Below are 20,462 nucleotides of genomic sequence, written 5' to 3'. Positions count from 1 at the left end.
GTCTTTTCCTAATCCCAATTAATATCTCCAGTAGTTATAGCTCCTTTAGCTTTGCAATAACCTTGACCTATACATTCCAGGTTTAGACTATATTTACCTCGACCTAGTTGTTCGTTTCTTTCAAACATATCACCTGGTTGCAATGTCTTTTCATACCCGACTTCATGATTTTTATATAATGTTACCTTTATGGGCACCTTACTTTCTGAATAATTTGATACATGAAAGAAGGGACTGTAGACTTTCGTGGTTAATTCTCGTGTTTGTTGGGATCTTATATCTACTAAGTTTGCCATACTGATTCGTAAATCTTTTTGCTCTTCATATTGTTGTAGTTGGTTCCAAATCGCTTCATGCCCCACTGGTATATGTGTAGTAAATAAAAACGTATCAATCTCTTCAAAATGGATTGGATTTTTATCAGCTTGTTTATGAACCTTATCTTGGAAAATTGATATAAAGCCCTTATTGATGAGGAAAAGTCCTAGTCCCCCTAATACTAAAAAAATAACTATACCTAAAATGGAAAGTTTAATGGACTTCCGTTTGAATGCATGCATTTTATATATCCTCCTCGTGCCGACGGGTCAAGTCTATAAATATTATAATAATTATCAAATAGTACTATATTTAATATAATCTTATTTGTCAATGTGATTTATTGTAAACAGTAAGATTAGCTCTTGAAGGGGTACGGCAACGATTCAAGGAGTAACCCGCCACATCTGAAATTTTTTCCAATTCTTAAAAACTATCTTTTTTGAGAATATAATTAGACCTTATTGCCGTTCTTGTCCCATTACTACACAGAACCCGATATTTAAAAAGGAGATACTCCCATTTTTTCGGTTTGGGGGCTCTATAAAATTTTAGCTTGATAGCAATGTATGATGACCCCTATAAGGAAACCTTGACCGGAGTCAAGGCTGAAGACGTACAATCTTAGGTCTATCTATAATACTTGATACACCTTTCTTGAAAAGGGATTCTATCATCGAACAGCACTTCTTCTTGCAGCAATTTTGTTATATTCTCTATTTTTACAATGAATAGTGCGAAGAAGTCGCCCGAATTTGGATATGAAAATAGTCCATACCCCTTTGGTGACAGTATTTTGTTGGCCTCCTTGATCTTTTCAGGTAAAAATTCATAATTAAATGCTTCTAATTTCTCGAGTTCTTCTTGTGTTGCTAATTCAATTTGGTGGGCAAATTCGTAATCAAGAATAAAATTGACAATTTCTTGGTATTGCTCACCTTTATAGTCAACGTATAAAAACTGTTTCGTCGTCAATCCATATTTTAATAGGTCTTCATGTAAGTCATAACTTCCTTGTTCCTTCAAAAACGTTTCCAAATCCTTGCTATCAGGAAATATAATCTGCGCTATCCCTTGATCAGGCATATTAGCTTCCTCCCTTTTATTGAAATAATTCTCCATGCTTGTTAGGAATATATTCCAGGTAGTTTTTACGATAAAATTGATCGATCATCTGAAGCACGGGGTCCCATTCAGGGTATGGCTCACGTTCTCCAAATACCATTTTCGCTTCTGGAGTATTCATCAGAAAATTATCGATTTGAGTAGGTACTGGCAACCCTAGTTGTTTCCTTACATGGATCAAGAATAAGATTTCAAAAGGATAAAATCCGTATCTGAAATCGCCAAATTCACCTAGCTGTCCGATTTCAGAAGCTAATGCAGAATGATACTGAGACATTATCGAAATTAGATGTTCTATTTCTTCTAAATCACCAGTCGACCAACGTCCCAGCAGTTCATCATAAATGTTCAGGTCTTCAGGGATTAAGTCGCATCGCAGTTCAGCTTCCTTAAACTTATTTTTCGCGGCTAGATGCAATTTTTCATTCGTTCCCATGATGGTTTTATTTTTATACTGCAAATACAGCTCTAGCAAAAACCAAATATGTCTATCCTCTTCATTGGCATTTATTAAATGTCCACCGAAGTGATGAGCCATAAAATCATATAATATATTTTCTTCTTTCTCCCATCCATACATTGCAAAATGAACTAATGTGAGGACGACTTCGCTAAACGAATATTCCAAGATCATCCCAGGATACCTGATTGTATAGAGATCCTGTCCCATGCACTGGTAAAATAAGACTTTCTGCATGTTCTTTAATCCTTCTACATTGTTTCCACCGCTGATCAATACATCGTTTTTCCATAGTGACAAGTGATATGAGGAAATTTTGCTTAGATTTATTAATAGTATGTGATCTTTCTCTGTTTCATTTTGCTCAACGATTTTCTCAATCTTTCTTCTACTGACATTATATTTATCTTTAACATCTTCAAATTTGATTCCATCCACAAAATTTTTGCTATATCTTTTAAAAGCCATTTCTAACTTTTTTTGGTTCATCATTGCATCTTCCCTATGAATTAATCTATTTTCTTATTCCAGTCCTTTACCTTTAACTTTAAGATAATGTTAATAAGACAGATTATTATTTTATTTTTTCTTCATATTGTTTAGCAAGTTTATAAAATGAAGAACGTTTGATGCCATACTTTTTCATGGCTCCTACTGCTGTAATTGAACCGGATTCCCATTCCTTGTAAGCATCCGTGAATTCTTCTGTTATTTCGACAGGCGGACGTCCTAAACGTTTACCTTGTTTTCTGGCAAGAGCAATTCCTTCAGCTTGACGTTGTTTAATATCAATGCGCTCTTTTTCTGCAAAGGCTGATAATATTGTAAGAGTTGCTTTTTGAATCGCACTCTGAATGACATCATTTGTACTTTCTCCAGTGTAATTGACATTAATATATGGTTCCTTTATAAATTGTAAATTTACTCTATGTTTTTCATAGTACCTAAATTCTTCTAATGTATCATTCATATTTCTCCCAAGTCTTGTTAAGGAATCAAATACAATGGTATCTCCAGTACGAGCAAGACGCTTTAGCATTTGTTAATTCTCTCGCTCCATATTTTTTCCAGATTCTTTATCAATGAAAAATATCTCGATCTTCTATCCCTAGATCCTTCATATTTTGAATTTGTCGTTCTTCGTTTTGATCTTTACTTGAAACTCGTACATATCCAAATTTTTTATGTTTCATATGCCACACCTCACTGGTAATTACATCAATAATGTCTGTAAAGGTATATAAAATAAACAGATGTCTGTAAAATTAAAAATCAACATTTATAGACGTGGTTTTTTTAGTTTTCTATATATCTGTAAAGGTATACCTTTACGAACATATAAAAAGAAAAATCCAAAATGGACTCTTCTTTTGTAAATTTAAATAGGGAAGATTTAGATATGTCAGAGCATTCCTCAAATCGTTCTGTAAGTAAATGCCAGAGTGGCACCTCATTCCCTGAATCGTTTCCGTACCCCTAATTCATCTGATACAGAAATTGACATACAAAAACGCCATCCTTTCCTATGATTCTACAGAAAGAATAGCGTATTTTTTCATTTTAGGGGAATTTTGTTTTGTTAGCTGGATAGCGATGTGGCAAACTTTTCTGATAGGCTGATAGGCATGATGTGCTACCTCACATCCATCACCTTAAGTATTTAGAATATATTCAAAGTTAAAAGCACGTTACTATCTTCTTATGTTAATGAGTAAGAGTGACGTGCTTTTTATGGACTTGCATCAAAAACACGAATTATCTTTATTCACCGAAGAGTTATATCGATATATGTCTTTCGCAACTCTTATTAATGAGTATAGCTCAAAGTACTTATCGTCAATTCATTTATCACGGGAACTAGACAAAAATTCTCTTTTAAACTGAAATATTGCATCAACTGCTTTCTTACATCCACCTGCTTCACGTAAACTCTGACCAATTATTTTGCTTCCTTCCCTATAAGTTTTGTTATTAAGTACATTCCTTACCGTTTCTTTCAATAAATCAGATGTAATTTTTGTATAATCCAAAGTCAAACCAGCATTTAAATCCTCGACTCTTTTTGCTACAAAAGGTTGATCATTTGTAATTGGTAAAACAACAAGAGGCGTGTCATAATATAATCCTTCGCTTACACTATTCATACCACCATGTGTAATAAAGACATCTGTATATTTTAAAACCTCTAACTGTGGAACATAAGGACGAATAATGAAATGGGGTGGCATATTAAGAAAACGTCGCATCTCTATTTCCTTACCTACAGAAATTACAACTATTCCATTAAATTCTTTAAATGCATGCAAACATTTCTCATAAAATTCCGGCTGTTTATTTAACTCTGTTCCCATCGAAATGTAAATAACCTCTTTTCCGTCTAACCTATAAAGAGGAAATTCTACTATTTCCTGCCGTGAAGTGATAGAAGGTCCTATAAACTTAAAGGTATGATTAAAACAATGAGCATGAGGTTGAAAATATTTAGAAGTAAAAACTAATGTCATGTCACTTTCATAATGAAAAAGTTGCTCTAATGAATCAACATTCACCCCATAACGATCACTAATTCTATTTACAATCATTTGACATTCCTCAACCAATGGTGAAGTAGGATTAGATTCGATGTTTCCCAGTGGAATTTCCTCCAACATTTCTTTATTCATAGCAAATGTTGTACAGGATGCAATTGTAGGCATAGGTAACATTTCAGCAAGAATTCTGCCTAAAAGAAAATGCTGATCATAGATCATATAATCATACTTTTCACGAGTAATTTCTTCTAAAAGAAAAGGGATGGCATTCTCTGTTACCCTTAAAAATCTATACATCATTTGTAAAGGGTGAAACATGTCCTTCATTCTATTTTTTAAATTAATTTCTTTTAAGTAATCTCCATAGTTTCGAAATTCAACATCTATATTCTTTAATTTATGGCGATATTCTTCCTCGCAATAATAAATAACTTCTTCTCCCCTATTCACTAATTCATTAACAAGACCAATTGTAGGATTGATATGACCTTCTGCAGGAAAATTTATAATCAACGCTTTTGACATAAAAAATCTCTCCATTTCTATATATTTTTATTAGAGTAGATTTCTAGTTGTCATTTTAAGTTTCTTGTTACATTATTTGTCTACACACGACAATTGGAAGTGAACTTTACAATTTCCTCAACTGCCTGTTTATAGCCACCAGATTCACGTAAAGACTCTCCAATCTTACGACTATTTTCTTTAAATTCCTTATCATTCATTACCTTTTCTACTGCTTCACGCAGCATTTCAGGAGTTAATGTTCTGCGATCAAGCTGAACTCCGGCTCCCACCTCAGTGACTCGTTTCGCGACTAATGGCTGATCCCCTGTAACTGGAATCACAACTAACGGGACACCATAATATAACGCTTCGCTAGAACTGTTCATACCACCATGTGTAACAAATACATCTGTATGCTGTAATACTTCTAATTGAGGTACATAATTAAACACTTTAAAATTCTCTGGAATATTTTCAAATTGGTCTATATTTATCCTTTTCCCGACCACTAACACGACCATTGCATTCATATTTCTAAATGCTTCAAAACAGTTCTCATATAAATCCGGTTGCTCATTAAAGACTGTCCCCATGGAAACGAAAATAACTTTCTTTTTTAAAATGTCAACTGGAAAGCTTCCTACCTCTTTACGTACTGCAATTGATGGCCCAACGAATTTAAAAGAATCATTAAATACTTGAGAAAACGGTTGATATTCCTTAGATGTATATACTATCGTAATATCTCCAGGGTGATTCATAATATCATACAAGTTATTACACTTAATCCCATACTTCTCTTCCCATCGTTCCATTCCTAATAAACATGATTGATATAATGGAGAATTTTCATCTACTTTTCTCGATTCAGATTCTTCATTAAAAGTGATGTAATTATTAAAAGCAAATGTTGTACAAGAAGAAATTTTAGGTAACTGTAAAACAGTTGCTATAATGCGACCTACTGCGAAATGATTATCATATATAATATAATCATATTGTTCTTCCTTTATTTCCTCTAGAATCTGGTTTACAATACGATCTGTAGCTGCAATCATATTGGACAACATTTCGACAGGACTATTTCCTTCATTAATTCGATTCATAATATTGATTTGTGGGAGAAAATTTTCATATGCTCGAAATTCCACACCGGTTGCTTCAATTTTATTTCTATAGTCCTCTATACAATACGAAACAACTTTTTCTCCTCTGTGTACTAATTCACTTACAACTGCTAATGTCGGGTTGATATGCCCCTCTCCAGGAAAATTTATTACAAGTACATTCGCCATAATACTCGCTCCTTTCAAACTCATTAACAAAGTTAAATTAATATTTGATTGACCTTTTAATTTAAAGTCTATTATAAACAAATATTTTTTAATATTTCATATGATTAGCTCATTTCATTATTGAGAAATATATTCCTGAGCACTTTGACATGCCTGTTTAACAATAAAAATACTTTTCGATAAACAAATCCCATTTTCTATTTATTCACATTCTCCGGTTAGCAAATAACTGCCTTTGCAAAAACTAGATATTCTTCCTAAATCTCTTAAAAAACATTATTTTAATGATTCTTACAAAAAAAGAATAACACTCTTATTTTCTTTTGTTCTTTTGTTCTTTTACGGTTGTTGCAACACCCATAAATATTAAAGCAACTATAAAGTCGAAGAAATGTACTGGTAAAGGTGTTTTTTCTTTATGAAAGATTCCCGCACAAAGTACAGGTACCAAGAACGTATCCTTTAGTTAGATGACCACTTTCAACATAGCAAAATTATATTTCCTGTAGCCATAGTGATAAATATCTATACTGAACATTAACAAAATTCCGTATGAATATTCTTAATTTACAATCTATTTTTATAATGTTAACCTATAAGTGCAGTAACAATTTGTCAAAATCAAGTCCCCAAACGAGATTTTGAAACAGTCATCTCAATACGCGAGAACAAAACAAAAGAACACTCATGTTGAGTGTTCTTTTGTTTTGTAATAATTAATATAAATATAACGAAATGTTAATTAGATAGAGGCCCAAATATACACGTATATTTAATTTGGTTCTGGTGCAAAGATAAAATAAAAGATAATATAGCTCATATATTTCTAGCGGAATTCTATTTTATGCTGTAAGCCCAAACAATCGATGGATGAATTCTTTCTGGTTTTGGACAGACTGCTCCCGTAAATCAATCTGTTCTTTTTTAATCATATGCATAGCTTTCACTCCTGCAAGAATGGATGTAGCTGCGCCAAAAGACTTGAACCCTAACATAGAACGAACACGTTTCTTAATAAAACGATGATCTTGTTCCACTATATTATTGAGATATCTAACTTGCCTTAGTTGTATGCCTTCAGGGGTTCTGGTGCAAAAAATACTGTCATTGTGTACACTGAAAATATTCATAAATATTAGAAAAGGACACACTTTCCATGGGGAAAAGTCTGTCCAAAAGCAGATACAACTGATTAATATTCTCTTTGGCCTTACCGCATAAGCAGTCATTCCGTTAGGAATGAATCATTCTTTTTACTCTTCATTATCTTTTTGTACCAGAACCATTATTAATAGTTTCATAAAACTGGCCCACAATATTCCCCATCTCTTTATGTCTTCGGAAACTTTGCAACAGAACCTTAAACTACATTATAAGGCGTTTTTCATTATATTCAAATATCTATTACGTTATTTGAATATCTGCTAGGGCACAATTTAAATTTAATAAAGTTTGTAATACTGAAGAATAAATAATTAATTCAGAAAAATTTTTAGCAACTTCATTATATCGCAATTACTTTTTAAAATTAATCAAAAAATTTTTCCTTTACTTTAAATTCCAGAATTCATATAATTTTCTATGGAATTACATTTTTTTCTAAACAGCTCCTGATTCATACACATTCTAAAGGATAAACACAAATCATTTCACTCGTATATTTAACTAGGTAAAATAAAAATCCATATTTTCACAAGGAGAAGTGACCACATGCAAGATATTTTGAATCTATTTCCGAGCGCTGATGGAAATGAAAAAAAACAAAAGCTTTTTTTAGAATCTATGCAAAAAATAGTTGAAAATCTTAGCCGATTAAAAAATGAAGATCGAGCATCTTTAGGTAACTGTGAGGAAAAATCAGACGGATATTACAATAACTTAATTCACCAAAGTCATATACCACTGGCTGGAATTGCTATGTCTGAGGTTATGGAAGAACTAAACCAATTTATGAATGGTCATCCTTATCCCAATAAATACTATTTGTCTAACGCTGTACCACTACCAAGTATTCCATCACTATTAGGTACAATGACCATGGCGCTTTTAAATGGTAATGGCGTTTGGGATGTATATGGCCCTGGGGCAGCTGAAGCAGAAGTAAAAGTTGTATCCATGCTTTCAAAACTGATCGGTTATAATCCGCATAATAGCGGTGGTTATACAACATGGGGTGGACAAGGATGTGTATTTTCAAGCTTACGTTTAGCGATTGCTAAACAATTTCCATTAGCAAAGGAACACGGTGTTCCACAAAATGTATATTGCTTTGCTTCTGAAAATGCACACTATAGTTTATTAAAGTCAGCTGAAGCAACTGGCATTGGGACAAATCACCTAATTAAAGTGAAAACTGACCCTTATACAAATTCTATGGATATAGAAGATTTAGAGGATAAAATGATAAATGTTATTGAAAACGGAGGTATCCCCCTTTATATTCTAGCTACTATGGGGTCAACAGATACATTTACAATTGATGATATAGAAAAAATTAAAGATAGTGCTGAATCAATACAGAAAAAATATAAATTAAAACCTATTTATATTCATGCAGATTCTGCAATGGGCGGATTCTATGGTTTCTTTAATAATTATAACTTTGAAGAAAATCCACTCTCATTTGAACCTAATGTGAAAGATGCCTTACAACTCGTTCAAGGGAAAATGCAATATATGTCTCTTGCAGATAGTGTATGTTTTGATTTTCATAAATTAGGACAAACACCTTATACTTCAAGTATTTTAATCGTGAAAAATCATACTGACTTACAACTTATGGACATCGAACAAAATGACACACCTTATCTTGGTAATAGATCATATGGCAGTTATCATACAGGCTATACCTTAGAATGTTCACGAGCTGGTAGTTCTATTCCGATGTATATAAATTTATTAGCCTTTGGAATTGAAGGATATCAAAAATTATTAGCAAATTATGTTCGTGTAAATCTATTATTTAGGGAGAAATTGCGCAAGGCTCTTCCTCAAGTAGCAATAACAAATGATTTTACTTATGGACCAATTACAACATTTCGTTTCTATATGAATGGAGATGGCCAGGTAAATTGGGAAAAGGAGCGTACAGGTCTCGCAACACAAGAAGAGATTGAGGATACAAATCGGTTAAATATAGAACTATTTAATTACCTAGGAAAAAATCGTGATCAAATATTCTTTGGCGATACAACTCGTTCTTGTGTAGTAGATGTAATAAACAGTTGTGACAGAAAACCAATTTCTACATTAAAATTCTTTTCTATCTCGCCATATACAAATGTTGAATGTTTAGATGAGATTGTAGCATTTCTTCATAAACATGTATCGATTGCTACTAAACAGATTTATTCATATGTTTAATAACCTTATTTGTTAGCGCTTTAATATTTAAACTTAACTACATTAAATAAAATTTCCAATCCCTTTTAATCAATATCTAATTTCAATTTACCACTATCTATATTAAGAAATGAGGAAAAATATATGAATATAGAGCTACTAGATACACACCACGTGAAAGATGCAGCACATTTAATTGCACATTCTTTTGTGAATAACGAACCTCTTGTAAGCAGTTTACAAATTCCTTTTGCTCCTTTTCACAAAATGTGCGAGGAAATGGTAAAACAAGCTGTATCTCAATCTATGTCATTTGTAGCAATAGAAAACTTTCAAATTGTTGGTGTTCTTTTAACAAGAAAAGTAACTCAACCATTAATAGATAAAGATAAAGCGAGTGAACTGTGTCCACAAATGGATCCCATTTTTCTACTCTTAGATACTTTAGAAACGGAATCAATTGAGTTTTCAAATTTAGATAAAGAAAGATTAGTCTATCTAGATATGGGCGCTTGTCATCCAGATTGGATGGGCAGTGGGGTAGTCACTACTCTTATTTCACATGCTATTCAAGAAATAAGTACAAGAGATTTTGATTTTATTGCTGCTTGTACAAATAAAATTTCTCAAAAAATCCTTAAAAAATTGTATAAGACTTTTGAGATTAATGAAATAGTGTATAATAAATTTCCTTATAAGGAATCATTGCCTTTTGCTAACACAACAACTTCCTTAACAGCTCAATTATTATATATACCTCAATCTCAATTTGTCATTAAAGCTATATAATTTTTAGAACTACTATAAATTCGAAAAAAATTATCCTATATGTGCATGAATCCTAAATTATTACTTTTCAAATAGTATACCCATACTTTTATAGCAGCTAAAAAAGGCTCCGAATTGAGGAGTCTTTTTCTTTATAATTGGTCAATATCTTAACTTTTTCGGATTCTGGTGCAAAAAACCTCTTAAACTTGGACATACTGATATTACTACTCTAGAAAAGGTGCGTAACCAGTATGGAAAAGGAAAATTTGTTCAAATGGAAGCATTATCAGCCTGAACTCATCTTATTAACAGTAAGGTGGTATCTACAGTACAATTTGAGCTTTCGAAACCTAGTGGAAATGATGGAAGAAAGAGGTTTATCCATTACTCACACAACGATTATGCGCTGGGTTCATCAATATGGATCTCAATTAGAAGAGAAAGGGTTCTGTTGCAAAGTTTCCGAAGACACAAAGAGATGGGGAATATTGTGGGCCAGTTTTATGAAACTATTAATAATTCATGTAATGCGTTATACGTCGAAAAAACGAAGTTTGGTTGAAGACTTTGAAATCCTAAAGAACGGGAGAATCGACGTTTCACATGTCGGTGATCTTGCTCAATGATATTATTGAGATACTTGATTGTACGATGAAAGGTATTTTTGTAAAGACCTATCTCCTTTAATTTTTTGAATGCGAAAGCTAAAGAAGGGGCCTTATCTGTCGTCAGAACAGTTGGTTCTCCAAAAGTTCGAACAAGTCTTTTCATAAAAGCATATGCTGCTTGTGTGTCCCGTTTTTGACGAAGTTGAATAACAAGTGTTTGTCCCTTTTTATCAATTGCTCGATATAAATAACACCATTTCCCTTTCACCTTGACATAGGTTTCATCCAAACGCCAAGATAACAATATGTTTTTGTTTTTCTTCTTCCAAATGTGATAGATAAGCTTTCCATATTCATGAACCCAGCGCATGATAGTTGTTGGATGAATAGAAATACCACGTTCTTTGAGAATTTCAGACACATCGCGATAACTTAAAGAAAAACGACAATAGTAGCCAACAGCTATTAAAATAAGATCCTTCTTGAATTGGTTCCCTTTAAAATATCCCATCTGTGATTCTCCTCGTTTTCTTTTTCGAAAGTGTAGCTTAGTTTAGAAAACTTTGCAACAGAACCCTAATTTTCATATAGGATACCGTCATATTGATAAAAAGACGTTATCCTTTCCCATGATTTCTCAGAAAGAATAACGTCTTTTTCATTTTAGGGGGTATTTTGTCTTGTTAGGTTGATAGTACCCCCATAACGAAATTTTCTACTAAACTGTAACAAAAAAGCTCAGTTTTTCATTTTGGGGTAATTCTGAATTCTTAAGTTGATGGGCATGGGACTGAACCCCTAATACTTTATTTTAATAATGACTCTTTTCATGAAATAAAACTCAGTTATCAGTCTAAACCATTTTTTAGATTTAACAATAACAAGTATGCATTTTTACCTTTCAGATAGTCTCTTTTATTCTAATTTCTTCATTTCTTTCAGCCGTTCTATATCCTTTTCTGAAGCCTTTTCTATTTTATACAGTTCATAGCTACCCTTTATCTCATTTATCACTACAAATTCAATTTCATTCCGAACATAGCTTTTAGTTTTTCCCTTTTTATAACCAATAACATTATCTAATATAGTTTCCCCACTATCTTTTTTATATAAGTTATAGCTAACAGGTGGACGACCAATTACATACTTATTATCAGAAAATCCGACTATATCATCCCTCCCTAATCCTGTCGAAACACTCCAGACAAAAATAATCTGAAATATAGAATAAACAACAATACCGCTTAAGAAAAAAAATAGGATTGATTTAAAAAATAACTTTAAAGGTATCCTGCCCAAAAACTATTCCCTCCCATTTCATCTCGGGATAGCAAGAACAAACCGTGAATTTTGTACGCTAAGGAACCGAATTTTTTAGATTGTTGAACTTAATCCCCCGTTAGTACCATAAGAAAAAGAGTTACCGCAGTAACCCCATTGTTTATAATACACGTCATTGGGAGACGCTATGGATGAATATAGTCAATCTATGAAATTCCCCATAATCTTTTAACCTCCACCAATTCCTGTCCATTGAATTCCATTCTGTATATATCTGGTTTTGATGTATGTAGTAAAAAATTCAAATCATACTTACTGTCATAATACCCCATCATCAAAGTCATAACAGCTCCATGAGTGCCTAATACTACTTTCTGCCCTCGATAGGTGTTTAATAATTCTTTTAAGACTTTTATAGCACGTTTCTGACAGTCGGCATTAGACTCTCCTCCCGTTAAAGCAAAGTCAGGGTCTAAGAATGACTTTTTTATCAAAGGGAATAATTCTTCATCCGACATTCGTTCCTCTTCAGCAATAAAAATTCTCTCTTTTAAGTCTTCAAATACTAAAACTTCTTGTCCTATTTGCTTCGCTAATTGCTGAACAGTTAGAATTGAACGATTGTATGGACTTGAGATAACAACGTCAATTCCCTCACCTTGTAATACATCTGTTATTCGTTGAACTTCTAATTTTCCTTTTTCCGTTAATCCTCTCGCTCTTTCTTTTCCAGATTTCGGTGAATCTCCGTGTCTCACCATATATATGAAAGTTTTCATAATTACCTCCAATTTTTTAGGTTTCTGTATTCCATATATAGCTTATATTAATTAAAAAGAACTTTCCCAGTGACCATAACTAATACTCACTATAAATCCTTCTGTATGCGATATCTTAGATACATTTCTTTACAATTCCGTGAACGTAAATGTATTAAAACAAAAGAACACGTAAAATGGAGAGCTAAAAAAGACGCGTTCTGTTCTAGCTCTTTTTTCATTTTCTAATTAATAATTCGTTTACATATTCACGAGCCCAATGATCGGCGTCTAATACTGTTTCCAAATCTGGCTTTGCAATGCTATGATGAGCTTCAAGAGTAGAATCAGGGTGAGTTGCAACTTCAATTAATCCATCTGTTCCATATGTGACTTTTGTATCTGTAGGAATTCGCTTCCGAAGAGCATCTGCTAATTCTTTTGTACTTACGCTTACAATTCGAGGGTAAAATGTATATATTTATTTTTCAAGAAGGTCAATATTGTGATTTGCTGTTAAACCAATAATTTTAAAATGTTCCGGATGTGAAGTGACTACATCTAATGCAGACGTACCAATTGAGCCAGTTGAACCAAGAATTGAAATATATTTTACCATGATAATTCCTCCAAAGTTGTAGAATCCCTTTTTGCAAACCTAGATATAATTAGACAAAAAAGATAAAATTCCTTCTTTTATAAAAAAGAAACAACAGGAATTAAGCGAATATAAAGTAATTGGTTCTGTTGCAAAGTTATCCAAAACATAGAGAATCTAGGATTGCATTGTTAAATGGTTATGCAACCATTAATAATTCCTGTAATTCGTTATACACCGAAAAGGCGGAGCCTATTTGAAGAGTTCGCCTTTGTTTGTATAGGGCATGAATGGTTTCAATGCCTTTTATTGTGACGTCATCTTTTTCCAAAGTGTACTTGAATTTCGAAAACTTTGCTACAGAACCACTTTTATTGTATATTTTAGAGTTACTTTATGTTTACGTCTAGAACATGTTAAAATAACCACGTATGCAAACTATATAAAGAGAATAAGGGAGTCATGAGCTTGAAGAAGGTATTGAAAGGTTTATTATGGGGTACAGGCTCAATATTTGGTGCTTTCGCGGCGTTTATTACGTATGTGGTAATTACGGATGTGAAGCATAAGGATGTTGAGAAGTTGAAAGTGGCAAATAATAACGAGCGCATTCTTAAGGTTGGGGAAGAGTTTAAGGCGACAACGTTTAATATTGGCTACGGCGGTTTAGATAAGGATCAAGATTTCTTCTTAGACGGAGGGACGGGTTCGCGCTCTAGTAGTAAAGAGCAAACAGAAAAGAATATCAGCAATATGCTGTCTTTCTTACAAAAGGAAGATTCTGATTTTATTTTAGTGCAAGAGATGGATGAGAAGTCACTTCGTTCATTTGATGTGAATCAGTATAAGGCGTTTCAAGATGGGCTGAAAGATCATGCGTCTACGTTTGGTTATAACTTTAATGCGCAGTGGGTGCCGGTGCCAATTAAGAAGCCGCACGGATATACGAACAGTGGACTTGGTTCGTTCTCAAAATATAAAGTAGAAGAAGTGACGAGATATCAGCTTCCTGGAAGAGAAATGTGGCTTCGTCAATTATTCGAATTAGATCGAGCGATTGTTGAGCAGAAGGTTCCAGTTGATAACGGGAAATATTTACGAATGGTGAATGTTCATTTATCTGCATATGATAAGGGCGGAAACATTCGAAAGCAACAAGTTGAGTTTTTGAAAGAGTATATGAATAAGCATTATAAAAATGGCGATTATCTCGTGCTTGGCGGAGACTGGAATCAGCTATTATCTGATGTGCAGTTAAAAGATCCAAAGTTTAAAGAAGAATGGCCAGAGTGGTTAGTACAGCTGCCAGAAGATTTCACTGATGGTGGATTCCAGTGGGCTGTTGATGATACTGTTTGGACAGTTCGTGATAATGTAAAGAGCTATGTCGAAGATGAGAACTTTGTTACGATTATCGATGGATTTTTAGTGTCTCCAAATGTGGAGATTGTGAGCGTACAAGGGCATGATTTGAAGTTTGAAAACAGTGATCATAACCCGGTTAACGCAGTGTTGAAGTTAAAATAGTAGGGGAAGACAACGGAATGGTTCAAGAGAGAATGTGTGCAAGAAGAGTGTAACCATATGTTGTCTGAAGTCTTATCCAATGTAAATAATCTCGGCTCTTTCATTCATTCCATTAATGGATGAATGAAAGAAATTGCAACGCATCAGTTTTCTCTTTCCTGACTTTTATAAAACTCATCAATTACTTATTTGTAGATGGATATACTTCGAATTAATGTTCTGAATATTCAGCTCGAAAAATATCAATTTACTTTATCTAACAATTATGTAAAACTATAACCAAGCTGAATTCTTCTTTAAAACTTTCCCCTAATAAAGATTTAAAGACAATTCTGTTTTTATTCGAACTTAAGAAAGAAGCCAATTCCTATACAAATTGGCTTCTTTCTTATGAATTCACGCTACAACGTGAATTCATACTCTTTTTCATCTATAATCTTACCACATCATCAACATTTTTACGATATTTTTTCCGAAAATTCAAACAAAATGGTTCATTTTGATGAAAGGTATTTTTGTAAAAGTCTATCCTCTGTAATTTTTTAAATGCGTAAATTAAAGAAGGAGCCTTATCTGTAGTCAGAACCGTTGGTTCTCCATAAGTTCGAACCAGTCTTTTCATAAAAGCATATGCCGCTTGTGTCTCTCTCTTTTTACGCAGTTGAATATCAAGCGTTTGCCCCTCTTTGTCAATGGCACGATATAAATAACACCATTGTCCTTTTACTTTAATATAGGTTTCATCGACTCTCCATGAGTCATTTATTGATTTAAGGTGATATCGTACTTTCTCTTCTAATTGAGGCCCATATTGATGAACCCAGCGCATAATCGTTGTGTGAGCAATTGATAAGCCTCTTTCCTCCATCATTTCCACCAGGTTACGAAAGCTCAAATTGTACCGTAGGTACCACCTTACTGTTAATAAGATGAGTTCCGGCTGATAATGCTTCCATTTGAACAAATTTTCCTTTTCCATACTGATCACACACCTTTTCTAGAGTAGTAATATCAGTATATCCAAGTTTAAAAGATTTTTTTGCACCAGAACCTCCAAAATTATCTTTTATAGTTGAAGTTTTCCAAATAATAAGTTACATTTTTAAAGTTCAAGCAACTTTATGACAATACAAAAAGGGGAGAAATATTGTTATTATGCCAAAAATGAAATGGAAGAACTATGTATGTTATTTTGTTATTCTTATACTTCTTGGAACAGCAGTAACAGTCAAACCAGCTATCTCTAAAGCTGAGGAATCTGATGTTAATATTACATTATTGGGTACTGCAGATATTCATGGTAGATTTATGCCTTGGGATTATGCGCTTGATGGTGCAAATATGAGTGGAAGTTTAACGCAGCTTTATACGGTTATAAAGAAGGTACGTCAAGAAAATCCAAATACCATATTATTAGATGCCGGGGATACAATTCAAGGAAACTCAGTAGAATTATTCAATGATAAGCCACAATCTCCAATGATGGTAGCGATGAACGCAATGGGATATGATGCTTGGGCATTTGGAAATCATGAATTCAACTTTGGATTAGATACATTGAAAAAAGTTAGTGAGCAATATAAGGGAAAGACGTTAGCAGGAAATATTTATAAGGAGAATGGAGAGCGTTTTCTTCCTGCATATACGATTGTTGAAAAAGGTGGAATTAAAGTTGGGATTATTGGCATGAATACACCAATGATTAGTGATTTTGAAAAAGGGACAGATCATTTGGCTGGTTTAGTAGTGAAAAATCCAGTAGAAGAGACAAAAAAGGTAATTAAAGAATTAGAAGGTAAAGTAGATGTAATGGTAGGGCTTATGCATATGGGACTAGAAAATGAGAATGGAATCCCTGGTACTGGGGTTCAAGATATTGCGAATGCTTGTCCGGAAATAAGCGCTATTTTTGCAGCTCATATGCATAAACTTGTTAAAAAAGAAGTTGTAAATGGTGTTATTATTACAGAACCAGATAAATATGGAACGCATATCTCACGTATTGACCTTACTTTTACAAAGCAAGATGGGAGGCTGGTTTTAAAAGATAAAACAGCTACCGCTTTACCTGTAAAAAATGCTGATGGAACAACGGTATTATCTGATCCTACACTTGAAGCAACACTAACACCTTTTCACGAGTATGCGAGAGGAGATGCAAATGTTGTAGTCGCTCAATTAAAGGGTAGAAGTCTTGTTCCTGAAAATGAAATAAAGGGTATTCCAAGTGTGCAAATTCAAGAGACATCTTTATCAGATTTTTTTCATGAAGTCATGCTCTATTACAGCAAAGCAGATGTAGTAGCCCATCAAATTGATAACGATTATGCCCGTTTGGATGTAGGTCCTATTAAGAAGAAAGATATTGCATATAATTACCAATATGCTTTGGGAGAAATTACAGTATATAAGATAACTGGGAAAGATTTAAAAGACTACATGGAATGGGCGGCAGGGTATTTTAACTCATCTCGTGCCGGAGATGTAACAGTTAGCTTTGATAAAACCCGCCGTGCGTCTAAATACAGTACGAACGATTTCTTTGGAGGCGTAAAATACGAAATTGACTTAACAAAACCATATGGAAGTAGAATTACAAATTTACGATCTATTCGTACAAATAAACCAATCAAAATGAGCGATGTTATGACGCTGGGAATGAATGCATATAGAATGGAGGCTCTTCAGGCAAAAGGGGGAGCTTTAGAGGGACGTAAGTTTGAACAAATTTGGTCATCTAAACAAGAGAATGCATTCGGAGAAACAGGTGGAACCATTCGTAACCTTGCTATTACATATTTAAAAGAGGTAAAGAATGGTGTATACACGCCAAAAGTTATGCATAATTGGAAAATTACCGGTGTAGATACACATTCTTCAGAGCATAAGGCTGTAGTGGATCTTGTAAATAAAGGAATTTTAGAAATTCCAAAAACAGAAGATGGAAAATATACAAATATAGCATCTATAAATACTAAAGATTCAATTACAAAAGAAGAGATTGTAGCACTCTCTCAAAAAGCTAATATGAATCCGAATCAGTTTAATCATGTAAAAACAAAAGGTGAATTTTACAAAAAACTTAATAGGATTATTAAAAAAATATAAGAAAAATCTGGTGCAAAAAAATCTCTTAAACTTGGATATACTTGTAGCTTTAAAATAAAGTTGGATTAAATTATTACTAATAACCTTGATATAAAGACAAATCTAAAGAGCATGTTTTGAAAAAAGATTGATCAAAACATGCTCTTATTTAATGTACTCGATTCATTTCTTTATAAAAAAGTTTGATAATTTTATTGGGTCTGTTGCAAAGTTTTTTTACACATAGAGATATGGGAAGATTGTGGTCAAATTTTATGAAACCGATAATAAATTCTGTAATTCGTTATACGTCAAAAAGACGGAGTCTGATTGAAGACTTCGTCTTTTTGACGTATATGGCATGAAGCGTTTCTATCCCTTTTATCGTACGTGAGGCATGACGAAGACTTTGAAATCCTAAGGAACGAGCGAAACGGCAAGCGGGTACACTCCGCTTGCCGTTTTTTCATAGCTTCGTATGTATTTGAATTCCTTTCGCTTTCTCTTCTTCACCCTTCACGCGTACAATTAAATCATATGATCCGGATTTTGGCGCTTCAAAAGAAAGCAAACCTTCTTTTGGAGAAGTGACTTCTTCTTCATAAATGACCTTATCGTCTTTTGTGACTTGCAATAAAATCGTACCTTCTTCAACGGCTGCCTCATAAGGAATTTCCACATTTCCTTTTTCAGCTTTAATCGTTTGCACATCGTGATACCCTTGCAGGGAGCCAATTTTTAAAGTCGTTTCGCCATTTTTTTGAACCTTTGTGACTTTTGTTACTGTATTGCATGCGCTTAACAATACAACAAGAGTGAGAATGAGAAATGAACGTAGCAATTTCATAGAGATTCCCCTTTCTTTTTTATCATTATAAAATTTTACCATTGCGGTAACTATTTTATCACTTTTTGATAAGCCAACATACTCATCAAAATTAAAAATTGTTATTTACTGATAACCTGTATGACATCCGCATCCTGTCAGCCTAATAAACTCCCGTAAGTTTACTTAATCTACATTTCTTTTTGTAAATTTTAATACAGATTCTCTTGAACGTTCGATTTCATTTTTATTTTCATTATAGAACTTTGACACATACCTTAATATCATCATTTGTTTTTGAAATGACTGATACATTTTTTCAATAATCCGTAATGCTATCGCAATTGCCATAACCGCATTCTTTTTCTGATAATAATACCAATCATTAGCTAACATCATTTGAGCCTTTATCACCTTATCGCTCATTACTTCACTCTTTAAATACTTCCGCTCAATAATTTCCCTTTGCTCAATATGGGGTACCACCCCACATCCATCAACTTAAGAAAACAAATCCACCCCAAAACGAAAAAAGTGAACTTAATTGTCATGAATAAATGTGGCGTAAAAAATGTTGTTATGGGTGTATTTCGAAATCTTAGAGAGAATAAAAAAAGATATTGTCATATTCTTAAATCTGTAATATAATGAATTTATATAATTCTTAATATTCAGAAATTTAAAGAGGAGGAATTATTATGGCAATCGCAATTGCAGTTTTATCATTTTTAGGTGGAGTAATTCCGTTAGTAACAACTCTATTAAAAGCATTCATGTAATCTTTACTTCTTTACAATGAATTATTATCTTACAAATGATCTGTTTATCAAAGCTAAATTGATGCACAGATCATTTGTGTGAGTCTAAATAGTAAAAAGGCTTATTTTCCTCACAAGGACTAAGTCTTTTTTATGCTTTCTTGTGAAAAATATACAAATTTACTTCTTCTCAAAATACACAGCTAGAATCATAGCACTCTCAATATGTTCATGAATTATATGTAATAATAACATGAGTTTCATTTTATTATAGTTAATTAATCCCAAATATAAATATAGGTCATTAAGTAATGAATGCCTCATTCTTCTCTATTTACCTATATCTATATTTTTACTAATTTATTATGATATCGACATTGATTTAAAGTGTTTTACACGAAATAAACAAATGGGATTTTTTGGTTGATACAAGAGTAATAAACGATTTTGTTTTCGTAATTCACAAAATTTTCAAAATTAAAATCTTTAAATGTTAATATTTGTTATATAATAAACCTATCAAGAAACATCCCTATGTTTTTCTAATATGCCTGTTAAGATAGTTTGTGTTACCCTTTTTGTCACCTTACCTTAAAAAGAACTTGTAGTGATTCCTACAAGTTCTTTTTGTTTTTTAACTTATAAAACCTACAATAGATCTTTAAAAATC

General features: G+C 33.0%; 14 protein-coding genes and 8 pseudogenes. 6 read left to right on the top strand and 16 right to left on the bottom strand.

What is annotated here, in order from left to right:
- Positions 1-8: 8 nt before the first annotated feature.
- The 7 genes and pseudogenes from MHH71_RS25270 to MHH71_RS25240 all read right to left on the bottom strand — a co-directional run.
- Positions 9-560 carry a hypothetical protein gene (locus MHH71_RS25270; protein WP_006097332.1) on the bottom strand — a complete coding sequence of 184 codons (552 nt, stop codon included), beginning with the start codon at positions 558-560 and terminating at the stop codon, positions 9-11.
- A gap of 388 nt (positions 561-948) precedes the next feature.
- Positions 949-1,404: a DUF6630 family protein gene (locus MHH71_RS25265; protein WP_078211815.1), complete on the bottom strand. Its 456-nt coding sequence runs from the start codon at positions 1,402-1,404 to the stop codon at positions 949-951.
- Positions 1,405-1,420: 16 nt separating this feature from the next.
- Entirely contained in the window at positions 1,421-2,395 is a 975-nt protein-coding gene (locus MHH71_RS25260; protein ID WP_078211813.1) for a hypothetical protein, read from the bottom strand.
- Between the two features lie 82 nt (positions 2,396-2,477).
- Positions 2,478-3,096, bottom strand: a pseudogene (locus MHH71_RS25255) (recombinase family protein).
- A gap of 648 nt (positions 3,097-3,744) precedes the next feature.
- Positions 3,745-4,959 carry a macrolide family glycosyltransferase gene (locus MHH71_RS25250; protein ID WP_033799546.1) on the bottom strand — a complete coding sequence of 405 codons (1,215 nt, stop codon included), beginning with the start codon at positions 4,957-4,959 and terminating at the stop codon, positions 3,745-3,747.
- An 80-nt stretch (positions 4,960-5,039) separates the two neighbouring features.
- Positions 5,040-6,236, bottom strand: a complete 1,197-nt coding sequence (locus MHH71_RS25245) for a macrolide family glycosyltransferase (RefSeq protein ID WP_033799547.1) — start codon at positions 6,234-6,236, stop codon at positions 5,040-5,042.
- An 842-nt stretch (positions 6,237-7,078) separates the two neighbouring features.
- A pseudogene (locus MHH71_RS25240) lies at positions 7,079-7,318 on the bottom strand (DDE-type integrase/transposase/recombinase); the annotation flags it as partial.
- 55 nt (positions 7,319-7,373) lie between these two features.
- Between MHH71_RS25240 and MHH71_RS30695 the strand changes: the two are divergent.
- The 4 genes and pseudogenes from MHH71_RS30695 to MHH71_RS25225 form a co-directional block, all read left to right on the top strand.
- Positions 7,374-7,457 (top strand): annotated as a pseudogene (locus MHH71_RS30695) (IS6 family transposase); the annotation flags it as partial.
- A gap of 489 nt (positions 7,458-7,946) precedes the next feature.
- Positions 7,947-9,599, top strand: a complete 1,653-nt coding sequence (locus tag MHH71_RS25235) for a pyridoxal phosphate-dependent decarboxylase family protein (protein ID WP_006097621.1) — start codon at positions 7,947-7,949, stop codon at positions 9,597-9,599.
- Positions 9,600-9,722: 123 nt separating this feature from the next.
- Entirely contained in the window at positions 9,723-10,367 is a 645-nt protein-coding gene (locus MHH71_RS25230) for a hypothetical protein (RefSeq protein WP_003204295.1), read from the top strand.
- Between the two features lie 233 nt (positions 10,368-10,600).
- Positions 10,601-10,792 (top strand): annotated as a pseudogene (locus MHH71_RS25225) (IS6 family transposase); the annotation flags it as partial.
- A gap of 58 nt (positions 10,793-10,850) precedes the next feature.
- Here MHH71_RS25225 and MHH71_RS25220 read toward each other — a convergent pair.
- The 5 genes and pseudogenes from MHH71_RS25220 to MHH71_RS25200 all read right to left on the bottom strand — a co-directional run.
- Positions 10,851-11,468, bottom strand: coding sequence for an IS6 family transposase (locus MHH71_RS25220; RefSeq protein ID WP_006097721.1), 618 nt, complete (start codon positions 11,466-11,468; stop codon positions 10,851-10,853).
- Between the two features lie 404 nt (positions 11,469-11,872).
- Complete coding sequence (locus MHH71_RS25215; protein WP_006097720.1) at positions 11,873-12,256, bottom strand: hypothetical protein; 384 nt, start codon at positions 12,254-12,256, stop codon at positions 11,873-11,875.
- Positions 12,257-12,444: 188 nt separating this feature from the next.
- Positions 12,445-13,017: a histidine phosphatase family protein gene (locus MHH71_RS25210; RefSeq protein ID WP_340725520.1), complete on the bottom strand. Its 573-nt coding sequence runs from the start codon at positions 13,015-13,017 to the stop codon at positions 12,445-12,447.
- Between the two features lie 316 nt (positions 13,018-13,333).
- Positions 13,334-13,615, bottom strand: a pseudogene (locus MHH71_RS25205) (1-deoxy-D-xylulose-5-phosphate reductoisomerase); the annotation flags it as partial.
- Positions 13,616-13,793: 178 nt separating this feature from the next.
- Positions 13,794-13,907 (bottom strand): annotated as a pseudogene (locus MHH71_RS25200) (IS6 family transposase); the annotation flags it as partial.
- 155 nt (positions 13,908-14,062) lie between these two features.
- Here MHH71_RS25200 and MHH71_RS25195 point away from each other — a divergent pair.
- Positions 14,063-15,121, top strand: coding sequence for an endonuclease/exonuclease/phosphatase family protein (locus tag MHH71_RS25195; RefSeq protein ID WP_078211810.1), 1,059 nt, complete (start codon positions 14,063-14,065; stop codon positions 15,119-15,121).
- Between the two features lie 529 nt (positions 15,122-15,650).
- Here MHH71_RS25195 and MHH71_RS25190 read toward each other — a convergent pair.
- A pseudogene (locus MHH71_RS25190) lies at positions 15,651-16,100 on the bottom strand (IS6 family transposase); the annotation flags it as partial.
- 176 nt (positions 16,101-16,276) lie between these two features.
- Here MHH71_RS25190 and MHH71_RS25185 point away from each other — a divergent pair.
- Positions 16,277-18,229 carry a bifunctional metallophosphatase/5'-nucleotidase gene (locus MHH71_RS25185; protein WP_006097715.1) on the top strand — a complete coding sequence of 651 codons (1,953 nt, stop codon included), beginning with the start codon at positions 16,277-16,279 and terminating at the stop codon, positions 18,227-18,229.
- 252 nt (positions 18,230-18,481) lie between these two features.
- Here the strand turns inward: MHH71_RS25185 and MHH71_RS25180 are convergent.
- The 3 genes and pseudogenes from MHH71_RS25180 to MHH71_RS25170 form a co-directional block, all read right to left on the bottom strand.
- Positions 18,482-18,644: pseudogene (locus tag MHH71_RS25180) on the bottom strand (IS6 family transposase); the annotation flags it as partial.
- Between the two features lie 30 nt (positions 18,645-18,674).
- On the bottom strand, positions 18,675-19,055 hold the full coding sequence (locus tag MHH71_RS25175) for a BA_1872 family lipoprotein (protein WP_033799586.1): 381 nt from the start codon (positions 19,053-19,055) through the stop codon (positions 18,675-18,677).
- 165 nt (positions 19,056-19,220) lie between these two features.
- Entirely contained in the window at positions 19,221-19,460 is a 240-nt protein-coding gene (locus tag MHH71_RS25170; protein ID WP_231398863.1) for a hypothetical protein, read from the bottom strand.
- Positions 19,461-20,462: the final 1,002 nt, after the last annotated feature.

Origin of the sequence: Bacillus sp. FSL H8-0534 (assembly GCF_038005885.1) — a bacterium.
Classification (GTDB): domain Bacteria; phylum Bacillota; class Bacilli; order Bacillales; family Bacillaceae_G; genus Bacillus_A; species Bacillus_A pseudomycoides.
The sequence above is the reverse complement of the archived record's forward strand: the minus strand, read 5'-3'. Positions and strand labels throughout refer to the sequence as shown.